Below are 16,486 nucleotides of genomic sequence, written 5' to 3' on the forward strand. Positions count from 1 at the left end.
GAACACCTCCTAGTGTTGTCCTATGACCGCAGAGAACCGGGAAGAAGTTCGTGAGTTCCTCACGACGCGGCGGGCGAAGGTGCAGCCGCAGCAAGTGGGACTGGCCCCTGGCACGAACCGGAGGGTCCCCGGGCTCCGACGCACCGAGGCCGCGCTTCTGGCCGGCGTGAGTGTTGAGTACTATTCGCGGCTGGAGCGCGGGGACCTCGCCGGCGCCTCGGACGCGGTTCTTCATGCCATCGCGGATGCTCTCTTGCTGGACGACGCCGAACGCGACCACCTCTTCGACCTCGCCCGCGCGGCGAACACGTCGCCGGGGCACCGAAAGCGCCGTTCGCCTCGCAGCCCGACGGTCCGTTCCGGCCTTCAGCTGGCTCTCGACGCGATAACGGGCGGCCCAGCCCTGGTGCGCAACGGCCGGCTGGACATCATCGCCGCGAATATCCTCGGCCGGGCACTCCACGTCGACGCCTATTCCGCTGCAGAACGGCCCGTGAACCTGGCCCGGCACGCCTTCCTGGATCGTGGGAAGGCCGAACTGTTCTATCTGGACTGGGATGCCGCGGCCGATGCGATCGTCGCGATCCTTCGAACCGAGGCGGGCCGCGACCCCTACGACAAGGACCTCCAGGATCTCGTCGGCGAACTGTCCACCCGYAGTGAGGAGTTTCGGGCCAAGTGGGGCGATCACAATGTCCGCCGCCACGCCACCGGAATTAAGCGGTTCCACCATCCGATTGTCGGTGACCTCGAATTCCTCTTCGAAGGCACCGAGCTGATGGCCGACCCCGGCTGGACCCTCCTGATTTACACGGCTGAACCCGGCACACCCACCGCGGAGCGGGTACGTCTCCTGGCGAGTTGGGCTGCAACCCAGGAACGGGAAAGCGCGCCCGAAGCCCCGACCCGCAGCGCGCTGGGCAGCGCGTCCTAGCTACACGGCGGGAGGCTGCAGGGCGGGGATGACCAGCCCGGTGCCGCCGTCCACGGTGACGCGCTGGCCTGTTGTGAGGATGCCGGTGCCGTTGCGGGTGCCCATGACGGCGGGAATGCCATATTCGCGGGCCACGATGGCGGCGTGCGAGCCTATCCCTCCGGTGTCCACCACGACGGCGGCGGCCCGCTGGAACAGGGGTGTCCAAGACGGGTTGGTGTAGGGGCAGACGAGGACTTCGCCGCTGCGAAGGTTCCCGAATTCCGCCGGCTGCAAGATGACGCGCACCGCGCCGGTGGCCGTGCCCCTGCTGGCGCCCGATCCTTTCACGAGCGCATCCGTGTCCTGCGCCGCCTCCCCGAAAAGATCGCTCAGTTCCAGGAGCGGAACCGCTGCGAGGTCGCGGCGCTTGGCGGTGCGCGCGATCACGAGGCTGCGCCACCGGGCCCGTTCGGCTCCCGTGAGGCGGGCAGGGTCGGCCATGGCGCAGAGCTCTTCGAACCGGAGGTGGAAGACCTCGTCCGGCCGGTCGATGATCCCCGCAGCTTGCAACCGCTGGCCGAGGCTCAGGAGGGACCTGCGCAGCGGGGGAAGGAGCGCCGTGGCGTAAAAGTGCGTGTCCTCCCGGAACGCCATTCCTGCCTTGGCCTGCTCGACTGCGTTCAGCACCAGGCTCCGGAACCGAGGGTTCTTCATGGCCGGGTGGGCCAGGAGTATCCGGAGTGCGTTGCCGGTCTGGTCTGTTTTCGCGGGCGGGGCATCAATCAGGACTTTGACCAGTCCCAGGACAACCTCAGGTACCTCGGACCAGGTGGGTGAACTGCTCAGCACCACGCTGGCCGTCTCCCGGTGGCCATACGTGCGTAGGAAGTCGTCGAAACGGCCCGCGAAGTCCGTGTACCGTGGGTTGGCCAGGATGGCCGCCAGATCCGGGGCGCCGGGCTTTTCAAACAAGGCCCGCAGGCCGGGGTCGTCGCGCACCAGGCCGGCCAGGGTTTCCAATTCCTGGTTCGCGGCGCTGGTTTGGGTGGGTGCGCCGGCGTCCAGGGCGGGGGCCAGCCGTGATTGGCCGAGCAGAAGCAGCAGCGATCTCAGCCTGGCCTGGGAGATCAGCAGGCCGGGAAAATACGAGACGCGCAGGTCGGTGACCGGTGACAGCCCCGCGAAAATGCGGCGCACGTGCTGGAGGGTCTGGGGCCAGTCCAGTTGACCGGGGTCCTGCGTGTTCAGCCTGTCCACCTCTGCCAGATAGGCCGTGAGCCGGGCGTCGCTGGTCCAGTGCGACAGTTTGAAGCGCCGACTCCTGGCCAGGATCAGCACCGGCGCGCCCAGGATCTTGAACGTGGGGCGGGGTACGGGCGGCACCAGCCGGACCACCACGCCGTCCGCTTCGGGAAGGATCTGCGCGACGGCGGGAAAGCCAACGCCGATGCTGCCGGCCATCTGCCCGAGCATGTCGAACAGCCCGAGTCGAAGCCACCCGGAAACATCCAGCGGATAGGGCCGCTCGTTGAACATCTCGACATACGTGGGGCCGATTCTCTTCTGCAGGAAGTTCAGGTCCGCGGGCTCGGGCGGCAACGCCGTCATCGGTCGTGCCTGCAGCACAAACACCCTGCCGCCGGACACCGCCCATTCGATGTCCTGCGGGACGCCGAAAAGGTCCACGGCGCGGCCACAAAGTTCTGCCAGCCGGGCGAGCTGGTCCCTCGCCAGCGCAGGCTTGCTGGTCCCGTCCATGGCGGCACTGGCACTGGCGCCGGGAACGGGTCCGGCGCCGGTGAGTGCGTCAGCGCCCCCGGGCTGCCAGCTCAAGAGCCTGCCGCGTCGGTCCATCACGAAGTGTTCGGGGGTCACAGTGCCCGAGACGACAGCCTCACCCACACCCAGGCCGGCGTCCAGGAGGATCCGGTCCCGTCGCCCCGTGATCGGGTCCGCGCTGAACATCACTCCGGCGACGTTTGCGTCCACCATCCTCTGGACGACGACGGCGATCGCCAGGCCGTCCGCGGTTACGCCCTGCCGGGCCCGGTAGGAAATCGCCCGGTCGGTCCACAGCGACGCCCAGCAACTTTCGACCGCCCTGAGGAGCGCCTGTTCTCCGACGACGTTCAGGAAGGTGTCTTGCTGACCGGCGAAGGCGGCTCCAGGGAGGTCTTCGGCCGTGGCGCTCGAACGGACGGCCACCCTACCGGATCCCAGGCGCCGGTAGGCGGCAGTGATCGCGCCGCGTATGCCCGCCGGCATGAGCGCACCGCCGAAAGCTGCCCTGATCCGTTCTCCCTCCGCCCCTTCCCGCAACAGGCCGCTGAGGGTCTGGGCCAAGCCCGTCTCTTCGAGCATCAATCCATAGGCCGCCGTGGTGATGACGAACCCGGGAGGCACCGGAAAACCGGCCCGTATCAGGTCGCCCAGGTTCACCCCTTTCCCGCCGGCGACAGATCTGTCGCCGACGTCGGCCAGGCCGGCCACAGTGCCGTCCGGAGTCGCCACCCGGCCCGCTGCGGGGCGCTCGCCAATCATGGGGGCGCGCTAGTCGCCCGCGGCTTCACGGCCGCGACGCACTATGAGCCGGTCAGGGCTGTGGACCACTGATGTGTCCTTGTCCTCGTAGTCGAACTGGTTCAGGAAGTAGCGCATGGCATTGATCCGTCCGCGTTTCTTGTCGTTGAACTTGATGGTGATCCATGGTGCGTGGTCCGTGTCGGTTCGCACGAACGTCTCTTCCTTGGCCGCCGTGTACTCCTCCCACCGGTCCAACGAGGCCAGGTCTATGGGGGAGAGCTTCCAGCGCCGCACCGGGTCTATTTGCCGGATCGCAAAGCGGGTGCGCTGCTCATGGCGGGTCACCGAGAACCAAAACTTGGTCAGGTGGATCCCGGAGTCCACCAGCATCCTCTCGAAGAGCGGCGCCTGAACCATGAAAGTGTCGAACTCCTGCTCCGTGCAGAAGCCCATGACCCGCTCCACGTTCGCCCGGTTGTACCAGGAGCGGTCGAACATCACGATCTCCCCGGCCGATGGCAGGTGCTGGATGTAGCGCTGGAAGTACCACTGGCCAAGTTCACGGTCGGAAGGTTTACTCAGTGCCACCGCCCGGGCCGAGCGGGGATTCAGGTGCTCGGTGAAGCGTTTGATGGTGCCGCCCTTGCCGGCCGCATCCCGGCCTTCAAAGACGATCACGTGCCGCAACTCCTGGTCCTGGCCCCAGTACTGGAACTTGAGCAGCTCTACCTGGAGCCGGTATTTCTCCAGCTCGTACTCCTCGCGGGACATCCGTTCCTCGTAGGGGTAGTCCTCCCGCCACGTCTGCACGGCCGAACCGCCGGGGTGGATCAGTTCTGGATCCTCCCCTTGCCCGCCGCGCACCGTGTAGCCCATCTCCACCAGGTGGTCGATGGCCTCCCGCAGGTTTTCCCGGAGCCAGCCCTGATCCTCGGGTGTCCACGTCCTATCCGCCTGCGACATCCCAGGCCCCCCTCTCGCCTCGCTGAACCGGCACCTGAAACACATGGTGCCGACTGCGTTCGATACTCAGCTGAGACACAACCGAGTTCATCGAATGCGACCAGCGTAAGCCGCCGGGTGGAACTCAGGATAGAGACCAGCCGGGGGACTGGCCGCCGCACCGCCACACCCGCCGGGACCGGCTGGGGCGGCAACGCGGGAAGGGGGCCGAAATTCCATGGTCTTCGGCTCAGGCGAGCGTGATGCCCGTGAGCTCGGCAAGCTTGGCGGTGAGCCTGTCCTGGAAGCCCGAGTCGGTGACCTCGGGGGCGGGCTTCCGCTGCCGGCGGTGGTGCCAGTAGCCGCCGGAGACCAGCGCGGCGGGGTCCTCGCTGACCGCCAGCCAGCTCTGGGTGTCGTGGCCCATTGCAAGGTCATCGGGCGCGCCGGGGCCACCCATCTTGGTGGGAACCCAGCCGGGGTCGACGGAGTTGCTGAGCACGGAGGGCCAGCGGCGGGCCACTGCGGCGGAGAGCGCCGAGACGTAGAGCTTGCTCTCTGAGTAGGCGGCGCCGGCATTCCAGCGCCGTTCGATCCAGTCGATGTCCTGGAGACTGCTGCCGGCACCGTGGTGCATGCCGCTGCTGACGTAGATCAGGCGGCCGGGACGAGCCATCATCGCGGTGAGCAGGTAGGGTGCGAGCACGTTGACGGCCAGCGTGCGGGAGTGTCCCTCCGGGGTCGCCATCCGCCCGGCCGAAAGGTAGACACCGGCGTTATGGATGACGGCGTCCATCCGCCCGTGCGCGTTGACCTGTTCGGCGAGGTCCCGGGTTTCGGCGGCGCTGCTGAGGTCACCAATAACAACGCCGGCCGCTAGCGGGGCGAGTCCAGCGAGGGCGGCCGCGCGTTCCCTGGAGCGTCCGTGCAGCAGGACTTCATGGCCGTCGTGGATGAGCGCCCGGGCGGTGGCGAGGCCGAGTCCGTCGGTTGAGCCGGTAATGAAAATGCGTGCCATGGCGCCGGCGGTCAGAGTGCTCCGCCGGCGGCCTCCGGTGTTCCGGAGTCGTGGTTCCCTCCGGCTTGCCCGGTGTGATGGCCGCCGGATCCGTGGTGCCCGCCGATGCCGCCCTGGTCGCCGACGCGTTCACGGGCCAGGAAGTTTTCGACGTCGAAGAGGTTGTCTGCGCGGCGGGCAATGTTCAGCAGCGTGGTCATCGAGGCGACTTCTTCGACCTGCTCCTTGAGGAACCAGAGCATGAATTGTTCGCCCAGGGCGTCGTTTTCAGCCCTGGCGGCGGCAAAGATTGCCTTGATGTTCTCGGTGACTTCAAGTTCCTGCGCGAGGACAAGGGCGAGCGATTCCTCGACGTTCGCGAAGTCGTTCCGGACCTGATCGATGCCGGGGATCTCGATCTTCAGGCCGCGGTCGAGGATGTAGCGGACCATCATCATGGCGTGGTTGCGTTCTTCGAGCGATTGCCGGTAGAAATGCTTGGCCAGTTGCGGAAGGTCCTGCCCGTCAAACCATGCGGCCACGGCGACATATTGGTGGGAGGCGGCAAATTCGTTGCCGACTTGGCGGGTCAGCAGTTCGGTGAAACTGGCGGTTCCCATCGGGGATCTCCTCGCGTTGGTGGTGTGCAAAATCTGCGGACAGGCCGGGGCGGCCGCGATGTCCTTGGACTGGACTCCTTCGAGACTTCCTGATGCGTGCGAGCCGGTCAATACCTTCCAGACCGCGCGGTGCTGCAGGTTCTCGGCGGACAGCTTCCCACTCTTCGCTAGGGAGTGTCCGCCTATGCCGGGAAATGCCGGGGTATAGGGTCAGGCGGTATGGCGCTGCGACTTGTTCAGGTGAATTTCAAGGCTCGGGATGACTCCGCGCTCGGCCGGTTTTGGGCGGAGGCGCTCGGCTGGGGTATTTCCAGCGAGGGACCCGGTGTGACCAATGTCGAACCCGTGGGCTCCGTCCACCCGGACCCCGCTGCCTTCTGCGTCGATGTCGTCACCGTCCCGGACCCCGAGACGGTGAAGTACCGCACGCGCCTCGATCTCAACACAACTTCTGCGGCCCACCAGGAAGAGCTGGTGGAGCACCTGTTGAAGCTTGGTGCGACGCCCGCCGACGTGGGCCAGGGTGACGTGCCGTGGACGGTCCTGGCCGACCCGGAGGGCAACCTGTTCCGCGTGCTGGAGCCTCGAGCGATCTACCGGGACACCGGGCCGATCGCCGCGGTGGTAGTCAGCTGTGCGGATCCGCGGGCCATGGCCCGGTTCTGGGGCGAGGCGACGGACTGGACCCTGCACGAGGTGACTGACGATCATGCGAGGCTGCGTTCGGCCAACGGCGTCGGGCCATATCTGGAGTTTCTTCGCACGCCCGCCGTGCGGTCGGTGTGGGGCCGTGTCCATCTCGACCTGAGGCCGTACCCAGGGGACGATCAAGCAGCAGAGGTGGCCCGGCTGCGGGCTTTGGGCGCCACTATCGCCGACGTCGGCCAGGGCGATGTGCCGTGGGTGTGCCTCGCTGACTCGGAGGGAAACGAGTTCTGCGTCCTGACCCCGGGCTGACGTATGGCCCCGGCCCGTTGCGTGGGCGGCATCGGCCCCGCGCCGTACGCTGTCGCTAGGCGGATTCGAGAACCTTCTTGAGGTTGACCAGCTGGGCGACCTCGGCGTTCACTGTCCGGACGATCATCGGGCCCACGGTCATCGGGCCCACGAGCTTCATGAGCCCCTTGGGCTGCATATCCAGGGTGAACAGAACGCTCGTTCCCCCCCGCGCTTCACCGAGATGGTAGGCGCCGGCCGGTCGGGCCGGGCCGGCGACGACCTGGAAGGCAAGCTGCCTTCCGGGGGGTGTGCCGGGACCTAGCGGATTGCCTCTTCGCGCGCGTCTTCCCGCGCTACGTCCTGGGCCCCGCCCAGGGGGCTCAGGGTCAAACCGGAGGTGTGGAGGAGAGTGCCGAGCAGGGATCGGGCAGCCGCCAGCAGGACATTCACCTCAGGGCTGGCCAGTTCGTAGAACAGCCGCCCTTCGCGCCGGGAGGGGACAATCAGTCGCTGGCGGCGGAGCAGGCTCAAATGCTGGGAGAGGTTGGAGGGCTCCAGGCCCGTGCCGTCGCGCAGCCTGCTCACGGCAACCGGCCCGTCAGCGAGCATTTCCAGCAGTTGGATTCGAGCAGGGTGGCCCAGGGACTTGAAGAGTTCGGCCTTCACATCGGTGAGGGCCATACCTGCGGGAATATCATCCGGCATCGGGGCTTCCCTCCTTCACATTCACATTTTCTGAGCCGCGCGTCTGCGCAGAACCCGTCGCAATAAATCTTGCATTTGCGAGACAGAAAAGTCTGTCTCGCAACGGTCACTATTGGCCCGCTCGCACGTACATCCTAGCGCCCGGACACCGCCATGTCGCCGCCGTGTCGCGCCTCCGGTAGACAAAGTGTTACCTCTTGCGCAGGTCAGGACCATAGTTCAGACTTTCATGAATTCATCAATTAGATCCGGCCCCCTTTGTGTGGCTGGTGTCGTACGGGTGGATGCAGGCTGTTCCCGGTGACAACGGCGTCGCCGGGAACAATCGGGTCTCAGCTTTCTGGAGGGTTCTATGACCGGCATGTTCGAACTGTTCACCGATTCCGACACTTCCTACCGATTCCGACTGACCGCCCCGGACGGGACCATCATGGCCCTCTCCAGGTCCTTCCCAGACAAGCGATCAGCTGTGGCTGGGATCGCCGCCGTGCGGGAGTACGCCGGCATGGGGCACGTGACAGAAATTGCGAAACCGCAGAGCGACGACGTCGACCGGTCCGCGGAAGGCAAGCTTTCACAGGCGGCCGTTGTGCACCGCAGCACCAATGAGGCACGCGCCGTTGAGGCGCACGCGCCAGGGAGGTCGGTTCGTGATGGCGCGCCCGGGTCTCCTGGCCGGCCGCCACGCATTCGAATCCCATCCGCCGCACGATTCCTGGGCGGAAGGGCCGTCGTCCGGAACCAGCAGTTGATTGCGCGGTGGCGGCAGGCTCTGGACTCGCGGACCGGTGAGGTCGGGCTGAGCTCGTGCTGACCGGCGTCGTGATCCGCGATACCCGGCTGGGCAGGTAGCGCGTCCATGGCCGAACTGAAGGCACTGCAGGCCTACTCCAGCGCACTGGTCGGCGAAGATTGCCCCGCTGGGACCTTTCACTACGAAGTGGATTCCGGGGAGCTCGAGTGGTCTGAACAGATCTACCAGATCCACGGCTACCGCCGCGGTGAGGTTGTGCCGACTTTGGGCCTGGTGGTGTCCCACACGCATCCCGACGACCGCAAGCCGTGCAGGGAGATCTTTGAGGACGTGTGCCGTCGGGGAGGATTCTTTGCCAACTACCATCGCCTCTTCGACGCACGTCGGCGGGAGCGCCGCGTCCTCGCCGCGGGGGAAGGTGTTGCCGACCGCGAGGGGAAAATACTTTACGTTGAGGGCTTCGTGCTGGATCTCACCAGGACGATCCAGCTGGAAACGGACCGGTCTGCCCGCGATGCCATTGCCGGTGCCATTGGCACTCGGGGCCTGATTGAACAGGCCAAGGGCATCCTGATGGGTATTCTGCACATCGGTTCCGACGCCGCCTTCGAACGGCTCTCCGCCTACAGCCAGCACCACAACATCAAGCTTGCCCATGCTGCCTCGGCAATAGTCAGGCTGGCAAACAACACGCAGGAAAGTGCCACGCTCCGCAGCCTGGTCCACGCACTGGACAGCCGTTTCTCGGCACGCCATGATGCGGACCGCGTCCTTCATCCGTAGGTGGACCCGGTGCCCCCGGGCAGGACTAGGCGGCGGCCAGCGCACTGGCCAATGCGCGCGGCCGGCACGGCGCCGGGACCGCAGACAGTCATATAGGAATGGAATGCACTGAGGCAGACCGGTCTGTCCGCCCCTCCGCGGTGTAAAATCCTTTTATCATGACTGTCAACGATGCTGCGGGTCCTACGTTATTGCCCGCTACAGCCATGGTCGGCCGCGATGAGCCGGTGGACCGTATTCTTGCCACTGCCTACGAGCTATTTTCCAGTCGGGGCATCCGTGGAGTCGGAGTCAACGAGCTGATCAACAGCTCGGGGGTCTCGAAGGCCACCTTCTACCGGCATTTTCCGTCGAAGGACGCCCTGGTGCTGGCCTTCCTGGAGCTACGCGACCAGGTGTGGACCGTGGACCTCATTGTCGGGGAGGCCCGGAAGCGGGGCACCACCCCCGAGGAGCAGCTGCTCGCGGTATTTGACGTTTTCGGCGACTGGTTCCAGCGTGATGACTTCGAGGCCTGCTCGTTCATCAACGTCCTTCTTGAGATGGGCGCCGGCCACCCCCTGGGGAAGGCGAGCATCGACTACCTCAGCCGCATCAGGGGTCACATCCAGGCCCTGGCCGAGGAGGCCGGACTGGACCGTCCCGAGGAATTTTCGCGCTCCTGGCACATTCTGATGAAAGGTTCCATCATCTCGGCCACCGAGGGGGACCTGTTGGCTTCCAAGCGGGCCCAGCAGATGGCGCGCTGGCTCATCGAACACCACCGGAACCTCTAACCGCAAACCCGGAACCGGGCGACTGACCCGTGACTGACTCCGCCCGCTAGCCCTGCTAACGGGCGTGTCCGCCGCCGCCGCRGGGCAGCGGCGGACACGCCATAGTCACAGGGGACTGGATTCAACCATTGCGGCTAGAACCGGATGGCATCGATGACTTTCACCCGGACCGCCACGACGGCGGGAATCGCCCCGGCCAGCGCACCGACAAGAACGGCCGACGCCAGGCCGAGGAGTGCCGCGTCCAGCGGGAACGGCGGATACTCAGTCAGGCCCGGTGCGATCTTGGATTCGAGCCAGGGGTTCTTCACCACCGCGACGGCAAGCATTACGCCGGCCACCCCGGCCACGGCCGTTGCCACGACCGATTCCATCATGACGCCCAGGAAGATGCGCCGGGACGTGGCTCCGAAGCTTCGCCGAATCCCGATTTCGCGCACCCGATATCGCACGGTGACCATCGAGATGTTCAGCATTCCCACCGCCCCAAGCAGCAGAACGAGCCCGGCCACCCCGCCTACGGCAAGCTGGGCCGGTGCAAACGGATCTCCGTAGCTGGCGTAGTCCATGCGGTCCACCTGGGCTTGCATGCCGGGGAATCGCTGCTGAAGGTCCGCCGTGATGGCTGCCTTGAGCTGATCGGCCTGCTCGTCCTGGACCCAAATCTTGAACTGCCCGGGTCCTGACTGGCCGTCGGTGGTGATCCCTGCCCGTCCTGCAGCGCCCGTGAGGATGTAGGCCGAGGGCGGTGACTCCGGATATTGGTCCGGTACCACCCCAATGATCACTGCCGAGGCCCTCTGTGCTCCGGCCATCGTGATCTTGGGGCTGGTGACCAGGTTCGGCCGTCCGGCGGCGTTGTAAAAACCTTCGGAGACCACAAGCGCAGGTGCCAACCGCTCGTCGTCGTTCGCAGCGAACCAGCCTCCCTGGCTGACGTCAACCCGGTGAATGACGCCGTAGCCGGGATCGATCACTTGCAGCTGCACGGGCTGGACGCCGTGGGGGAACTGAAAGGACTGCTGCGTCTGGGTCAAATGCGTGAAGTACGTAATGCCGTACCGCTCCAGAATGCCGCGGTAGGCCTCCTCCAGCTGTTGGGGATCGGGTTCGTTCGGGCCGTAGACCCCGACGCCGAGCGTCGCCGAACGGCCGCCGTTTCGTTCCGAACTGGCCTTGAAACCCTCCCGCGCCAGGTCGCCGACGCCGACCACCGAGGTGAGGGCCGCGACCGAAAGTGCAACGCCCACCAGGGCCAGAAGAATGCGCGTCTTATTGATCCGTAATTCCTGCCAGGCCTCCACGAGGGCCGACACCACCCCGGTCATGCAGGCACCCCTGCCGGAATCTCCGCGGCGGCGAGGACGCCCGCATCAAGCCGGTAGCACGCCCGGGCGAGGGCCGCGACATTGACGTCGTGCGTGATGGTGATCAGCGCGGCTCCCGATTCGGTTGCCACCGTATCCAGCAGCGCCATGACGGCCTGCCCGGTGTCGACGTCGAGCGCCCCGGTGGGCTCGTCCGCCAGGATGAGCCGGGGCCGGCGAACCAGGGCACGCGCGATCGCCACTCTTTGCTGTTCCCCGCCGGAGAGCATGTTCGGCAGTGTATCCGCGCGCTGGGCCAGGCCCACGCGATCCAGCATGTCCATGGCCAATTCCCTCCGCCGCCAGAACTGTGCGCCCTTGGCGTACAACAGGGGAGTGATGACATTCTCCAGCGCGCTCCGGCCAGGCAGGAGATTGAACTGCTGGAACACGAAGCCCACCGAGGAGCCGCGCAGTGCAGCCCGCGCGTTGCCGCTTAGCTGCCGCACCGGGGTTCCCTGGAAGCGGAGTTCCCCGCTGGTGGGCAGGTCCAGCAGCCCGAGTAGGTTCAGCAGTGTGGATTTCCCACACCCGGAACGCCCAATCACCGCCGTGTGGTCTCCGGCATGGACGGCAAGGTCCACGCCCCGGAGGATGTGCAGTTCTTGATCGTCGGGAAGCCGGACAGTCCGGGTCACGCCTTCTAGGGACACCAGTTCTTCCATGGTCATCCGCCCGCCGGGATGGAACCGGGTCCGGCGTACTGCTCGCCGGCCTGTCGTGCGGGGGCGCCCGGAATGAACTCCAGCACAGCTTCGCCTTCGGCCAGGCCGGAGACTATCTCCACCATGGAACCGTCGTTGAGGCCCAGTTGCACCTTGCGTTCCTGCGGCTCGCCGGCCGGCTCTCCGGCCGGGGTTCCGGTTGAGGAATCCGGTGCAGCTCCCGCGGGAGCGAGCCACACGGATCCTTCCTTCACGCTGCCGCGAACGGAGGTGAGCGGCACCGTGACGACGTCGGCGGCCTGGCCTGCGGTCACTGTCATTGCCGCGCCCAGGCCTGCGAATACCTCCACGCCGGACGGAACGGCACAGCTGACGGTTCCGGTCGGCGCGCCGCCCTGTTCAGGGCCGCTGCCCCCGCCCGGGACGGCGACGGCGTACGGCACCGTGCGGCTGACCCCGCCCGACACGCCGCCCACGTTCCCTGATACGCCGCCGCTGGCAGCTTCCTTCAACGCCACCGCGGGGCAGGAGAACGGGGCAGGGCCCCCGACGACGGCGATCTCCGCCGAGCCGGGCTTGGCCAGCAGACGGTACTGCTGGGCCGCGTCGATGGATCCGCTGACCGTAAAAGTCCCCGGGTTGACGGTCCCCGCAGCTTCGCCGACTCCAACCTGCTGGTTGAGCAGAACTGTGAGGCTTTCCAACCGACCCGTCGCCGGGGCGAGGACATCGGCATATGTATAGACAGGACCGGTGCGCGTCACCGGCTGCCGGGCTTGTGACGGCGCCTGGTCAGCCGCCGTTGCAAGCCCGGCGGTGTCCTGTGTTGTTGATTCGGTGACCACTTCGGTACGGACCTGGTAAATACGGTCACCGGATGTGACCGGTTGGCCCTCCGCAAGAAAAAAGTGCGTCACGACTCCGGCGGTTGTGTTGCGGATTCCCACCGGAGCATCGCTTTGCACGGTTGCCTTGACCTGCACGGCATTTGTCACTGTGGCCCGGGTGGCCTGAACCACTGGGATGGCCACCTCCGCGGAGGGGCCGGCAAGGACCTCTCCCGGCTTCATGCCATCGATAAATGCGATCTTGACCAGTGCCACTGCTATGACGGTGAACACGGCCAGCCATGCCACGGGCATGACGACGCGCCTCAAAATTCTCATCTCTGCCCCATTCGGTAACTCCCCACAGAACCTCTCTGCGAGAGATGCATTTCACAGCCTATAGGGGAGCCTTCTTCGGCTGGGGATGCCGCGCATTCGGCCCGTCGCTGGGCTCGCTGTCGGACGCCGGCAGCGAGCGCCGATGCAATTGTTGGGTGCGGGCATGCCCTAAGCTGTCGATATGGGACTAATAATCACATTGCTTATCATTTGGCTTGTTCTTTCGATCCTCGGCTTCGCAGTCAAGGGCCTGCTCTGGCTGGCAATCATCGGCCTTGTGCTGCTGGTGGCTACGGCTGTTTGGGGCTGGGTGAAACGGAAGGCCCGGGCCTGACGTCCAGTTAGATCTTCGGCGGCGGCCGGTCCTTCACAGGGCCGGCCGCCGTTTTCGCATCCCGGGGCCCTTGAGTCCTCATCCAGGGCCGTGCCCGGTCTACTGGCTCACGCGGGCATGCAGAAGGCAGGCATGCAGAACGCAGGCATGCAGAACCCGGGCCGGCAGCCTGACCACCAGAGTCTCCGTGCGCTAGCCTTAGCTGTTGCACACTTCGGGCACGGTTGTGCACTTTGGAACGGGGTCCCATGGCACGTCCGATGATTGCAACAAAGCTCTACGTCCCGCAGCTGCGGCGTCCTTTCGTGGCACGCCCGCGGCTCAGCGAACTCCTTCGCCGCGGGGCCGAGTCGAGGCTGACGCTGTTGTCCGCGCCGGCCGGATTCGGCAAGACCACGCTCCTGGCCGAATGGCTGGCCGCGACGTCCGCCGAAGACCGTTGTGTCGCATGGCTTTCGCTCGACCCGGCGGACAACGACCCCGCGTCCTTCTGGACCGGCGTCGTGACCGCCCTCCAATCAGCGCTACCCGGCGTCGGGTCTGCTGCGCTGGAACTCAGCTCTTCGTCTCCGGTGCCCACCGATCTCGTCCTCATCACGGTACTGAACGAGCTCGCGGCAGTTCCGGGCGTTCTCTGGCTGGTGCTCGATGACTATCACTTCATCGACAATCGCGAGGTCGGCGACGCGATGGCCTTCCTTCTGGATCACCTTCCGCCCCGCGTGCACGTGGTCATCAGCACCCGAGCCGACCCCGGCCTGCCCCTGCCCCGTTGGCGGGCCCGCGGCGAACTGGTCGAGATCCGAGAGGCGGAGCTGCGCTTTACGTCCGGGGAGGCGGCGGCGTACCTCAACGGGGTGGCGGCGCTGGACCTGGGTGTGGAGGAGGTGGCCGTTTTGGGACGGCGGACGGAGGGCTGGATCGCCGCGCTTCAGCTCGCCGCGGTCTCCATCCAAGGGCGCGACGACGCCGCCGGCTTCATTGCCCGGTTCGCCGGGAACGACCGGTACATCGTCGACTACCTTGTCGAGGAGGTGCTGCGGCATCAATCCGAGCAGGTCCGCGATTTCCTGCTGCAATCGGCGGTGCTCGACCGGTTCACGGGGCCGCTGTGTGACGCCCTCACCGGCCGCGACGACGGGAGCAGCATGCTCCTGGCACTGGAGCGCGCCAACCTTTTCATTGTCCCGCTCGATGACCGGCGGGAGTGGTACCGCTATCACCACCTCTTCGCCGACGTGCTGCGGGCCAACCTGCTCGGCGAGCGGCCCGAACAGCTGCCTCTGCTGCATCAGCGCGCCAGCCGCTGGTTCGAGCAGCACGACCTGCCGGAGGATGCGGTCCGGCACGCCCTGGCGGGCCGGGACTTCGACCGTGCGGCGCACCTCATGGAGCTTGCCGTACCGGTGATCCGTAGGAACCGTCAGGAAGCCATGCTGGTCGGCTGGCTGAAGGAGCTCCCCGACGGCGCTGTCCGGCGGAGCCCGGTGCTGAGCGTGTTCTACGGTTTCATGCTCATGGTCTCCGGCGACCTCCACGGCGTGGAGCCAAGACTCGACGACGCGGAGCGCGCACTGGCAGAGGTACCGGACGGGGCGGTTCCGCCGTGGGCAGACACCGAGGAGCTCCAGACGCTGCCCGCGACCATCGCCGTCTACCGTGCCTCGCTGGCCCAGGCACGGGGCGATGCGGCAGGCGTGGAGGAAAACGCCCGGCACGCCCTTGCCCTGGCACGTCCCGGGGATCACCTGGCGAGGGGCGCCGCAGCCGGGTTTCTGGGCCTCGCCGCCTGGGCGAAAGGCGACATCCCGGAAGCACTGCAGACCTTCACGCAGGCTGTGGCCAGCCTGCAGGCATCCGGCAACCTGGTGGACGAACTCAGCAGCACGGTGGTGCTCGCCGACATGTGGCTGGCCGCGGGCCGACCCGGCACGGCGCGCCGGCTTTACGGGGATGCCCTGCGGGTGGCCGGATCCCATGGCGAGCCCGTTGCCCGGGCCACTGCTGAGCTGCATGTGGGGCTGAGCGAGATCGATTGCCTACGCGGCGAGCTCGGCCACGCCAGGCAACACCTTGACGCCGCGGACGCGTTCTTCGACCGGGGCGTGATGACGGAGAGCCGCTACCGCTGGTTCGTGGCCAGGGGACTTCTTGCCCACGCCGAGGGAAGCCCGGAGCAGGCCATCGGGTTCCTCGATCAGGCGGAGCCGCTGTACCGGCGCGGATTCTTCCCCGAGGTCCGTCCCATCGCCGCGATGAAGGCCCGGGTCTGGATCACGCAGGGCAAGCTGGCCGACGCCGCCGAATGGGCACGGGAACGTGACATTGCCGTCACGGACGCCGCCAGCTATCTGCACGAGTTCGACCACCTCACGCTGGTGCGCCTGCTCATCGCGCAGCACAGATTGCACCCCGACGCCGGCGCCGCTGAGGGTGTGGATCGCTTGCTGGATCGGCTGGGCGACGCCGCACGGTCCTCCGGACGCGACGGAAGTCTGGTGGAAATCCGGATGCTGCAGGCACTGTCCCGGCACGCCCAAGGACGCCGTCCGCAGGCCCGTGCCGCGCTTGGCCGGGCCTTTGCCGAAGCGCCCGAGGCAGATGGGTACGTGCGGCTCTTCCTGGACGAAGGCGAGCCCATGCTTGAGCTGCTGCGCGACGCCGCAGACCATGACGGGACCCACCCAGGCGCCGGAGGGGACCAAGCCCGCCGCTTGCTCAGCCTCGTCCCTGCTGCTGCCGCGCCGCCGGCCGACGGACCGGAACACCGGCCGCCGTTCCCGCCTGAGGCTCTCAGCAGGCGGGAACGGCAGGTGCTCAGGCTCCTCGGCAGCGACCTGACCGGCCCGCAAATCGCCGACGAACTGTTCATCTCGCACAACACCCTGCGCACCCACACCAAGCACATCTTCACCAAGCTGGAGGTCACCAACCGCCAGGCGGCAGTGCGGCGGGCCCGCGAGCGCGGCCTGATGTAGCCGGCCTGATCCAGGCGGCGC

The 16,486-nt window shown here is 66.6% G+C and carries 15 protein-coding genes; 7 read left to right on the forward strand and 8 right to left on the reverse strand.

The window, feature by feature from the left end; all coding sequences use genetic code 11:
• Window positions 1–22: 22 nt before the first annotated feature.
• Entirely contained in the window at window positions 23–934 is a 912-nt protein-coding gene (locus AC1DEY_RS14085; protein ID WP_476868472.1) for a helix-turn-helix transcriptional regulator, read from the forward strand.
• Here AC1DEY_RS14085 and AC1DEY_RS14090 read toward each other — a convergent pair whose 3' ends face one another.
• The 4 genes from AC1DEY_RS14090 to AC1DEY_RS14105 form a co-directional block, all read right to left on the reverse strand.
• Window positions 935–3,457: a PEP/pyruvate-binding domain-containing protein gene (locus AC1DEY_RS14090; protein WP_476868473.1), complete on the reverse strand. Its 2,523-nt coding sequence runs from the start codon at window positions 3,455–3,457 to the stop codon at window positions 935–937. It abuts the gene before it with no gap.
• Window positions 3,458–3,466: 9 nt separating this feature from the next.
• Window positions 3,467–4,402, reverse strand: a complete 936-nt coding sequence (ppk2, locus tag AC1DEY_RS14095) for a polyphosphate kinase 2 (protein ID WP_441408914.1) — start codon at window positions 4,400–4,402, stop codon at window positions 3,467–3,469.
• A gap of 229 nt (window positions 4,403–4,631) precedes the next feature.
• Window positions 4,632–5,399 carry an SDR family NAD(P)-dependent oxidoreductase gene (locus AC1DEY_RS14100; RefSeq protein ID WP_476868474.1) on the reverse strand — a complete coding sequence of 256 codons (768 nt, stop codon included), beginning with the start codon at window positions 5,397–5,399 and terminating at the stop codon, window positions 4,632–4,634.
• Between the two features lie 11 nt (window positions 5,400–5,410).
• A complete protein-coding gene (locus tag AC1DEY_RS14105; RefSeq protein ID WP_476868475.1) occupies window positions 5,411–5,998 on the reverse strand; it encodes a ferritin in 588 nt (195 codons plus the stop codon).
• A gap of 219 nt (window positions 5,999–6,217) precedes the next feature.
• On the opposite strand from AC1DEY_RS14105, the gene AC1DEY_RS14110 reads away from it, so the two are divergent.
• Window positions 6,218–6,955 (forward strand): VOC family protein, encoded by a 738-nt coding sequence (locus tag AC1DEY_RS14110; protein ID WP_476868476.1) that lies wholly within the window; start codon window positions 6,218–6,220, stop codon window positions 6,953–6,955.
• A gap of 300 nt (window positions 6,956–7,255) precedes the next feature.
• On the opposite strand, the gene AC1DEY_RS14115 is transcribed toward AC1DEY_RS14110, so the two are convergent.
• Window positions 7,256–7,642 carry an ArsR/SmtB family transcription factor gene (locus AC1DEY_RS14115; RefSeq protein ID WP_441408910.1) on the reverse strand — a complete coding sequence of 129 codons (387 nt, stop codon included), beginning with the start codon at window positions 7,640–7,642 and terminating at the stop codon, window positions 7,256–7,258.
• Window positions 7,643–8,003: 361 nt separating this feature from the next.
• Here AC1DEY_RS14115 and AC1DEY_RS14120 point away from each other — a divergent pair, with 361 nt between their 5' ends.
• The 3 genes from AC1DEY_RS14120 (at window position 8,004) to AC1DEY_RS14130 (ending at window position 9,955) form a co-directional block, all read left to right on the forward strand.
• Window positions 8,004–8,456 (forward strand): YegP family protein, encoded by a 453-nt coding sequence (locus AC1DEY_RS14120; protein ID WP_476868524.1) that lies wholly within the window; start codon window positions 8,004–8,006, stop codon window positions 8,454–8,456.
• Window positions 8,457–8,501: 45 nt separating this feature from the next.
• Complete coding sequence (locus AC1DEY_RS14125; RefSeq protein ID WP_476868477.1) at window positions 8,502–9,179, forward strand: PAS and ANTAR domain-containing protein; 678 nt, start codon at window positions 8,502–8,504, stop codon at window positions 9,177–9,179.
• 206 nt (window positions 9,180–9,385) lie between these two features.
• Complete coding sequence (locus AC1DEY_RS14130) at window positions 9,386–9,955, forward strand: TetR/AcrR family transcriptional regulator (RefSeq protein ID WP_441409072.1); 570 nt, start codon at window positions 9,386–9,388, stop codon at window positions 9,953–9,955.
• Between the two features lie 134 nt (window positions 9,956–10,089).
• Here AC1DEY_RS14130 and AC1DEY_RS14135 read toward each other — a convergent pair whose 3' ends face one another.
• Genes AC1DEY_RS14135 through AC1DEY_RS14145 form a run of 3 tightly spaced genes read right to left on the reverse strand, consistent with a single transcriptional unit; the run spans window position 10,090 to window position 13,153 of the window.
• Window positions 10,090–11,283, reverse strand: coding sequence for an ABC transporter permease (locus AC1DEY_RS14135; protein WP_476868478.1), 1,194 nt, complete (start codon window positions 11,281–11,283; stop codon window positions 10,090–10,092).
• Window positions 11,280–11,993, reverse strand: coding sequence for an ABC transporter ATP-binding protein (locus tag AC1DEY_RS14140; RefSeq protein WP_476868479.1), 714 nt, complete (start codon window positions 11,991–11,993; stop codon window positions 11,280–11,282). Before AC1DEY_RS14140 ends, AC1DEY_RS14135 begins: the two co-directional genes overlap by 4 nt.
• Window positions 11,990–13,153, reverse strand: coding sequence for an efflux RND transporter periplasmic adaptor subunit (locus AC1DEY_RS14145; protein ID WP_476868480.1), 1,164 nt, complete (start codon window positions 13,151–13,153; stop codon window positions 11,990–11,992). Before AC1DEY_RS14145 ends, AC1DEY_RS14140 begins: the two co-directional genes overlap by 4 nt.
• A 181-nt stretch (window positions 13,154–13,334) precedes the next feature.
• On the opposite strand from AC1DEY_RS14145, the gene AC1DEY_RS14150 reads away from it, so the two are divergent.
• The gene (locus tag AC1DEY_RS14150; protein WP_441408904.1) at window positions 13,335–13,487 is read left to right on the forward strand and encodes an LPXTG cell wall anchor domain-containing protein; all 153 of its coding nucleotides are present in this window, start codon (window positions 13,335–13,337) and stop codon (window positions 13,485–13,487) included.
• A gap of 260 nt (window positions 13,488–13,747) precedes the next feature.
• Complete coding sequence (locus AC1DEY_RS14155) at window positions 13,748–16,465, forward strand: winged helix-turn-helix domain-containing protein (RefSeq protein ID WP_476868481.1); 2,718 nt, start codon at window positions 13,748–13,750, stop codon at window positions 16,463–16,465.
• Window positions 16,466–16,486: the final 21 nt, after the last annotated feature.

It is taken from the genome of Arthrobacter sp. 05T47, from assembly GCF_056395825.1.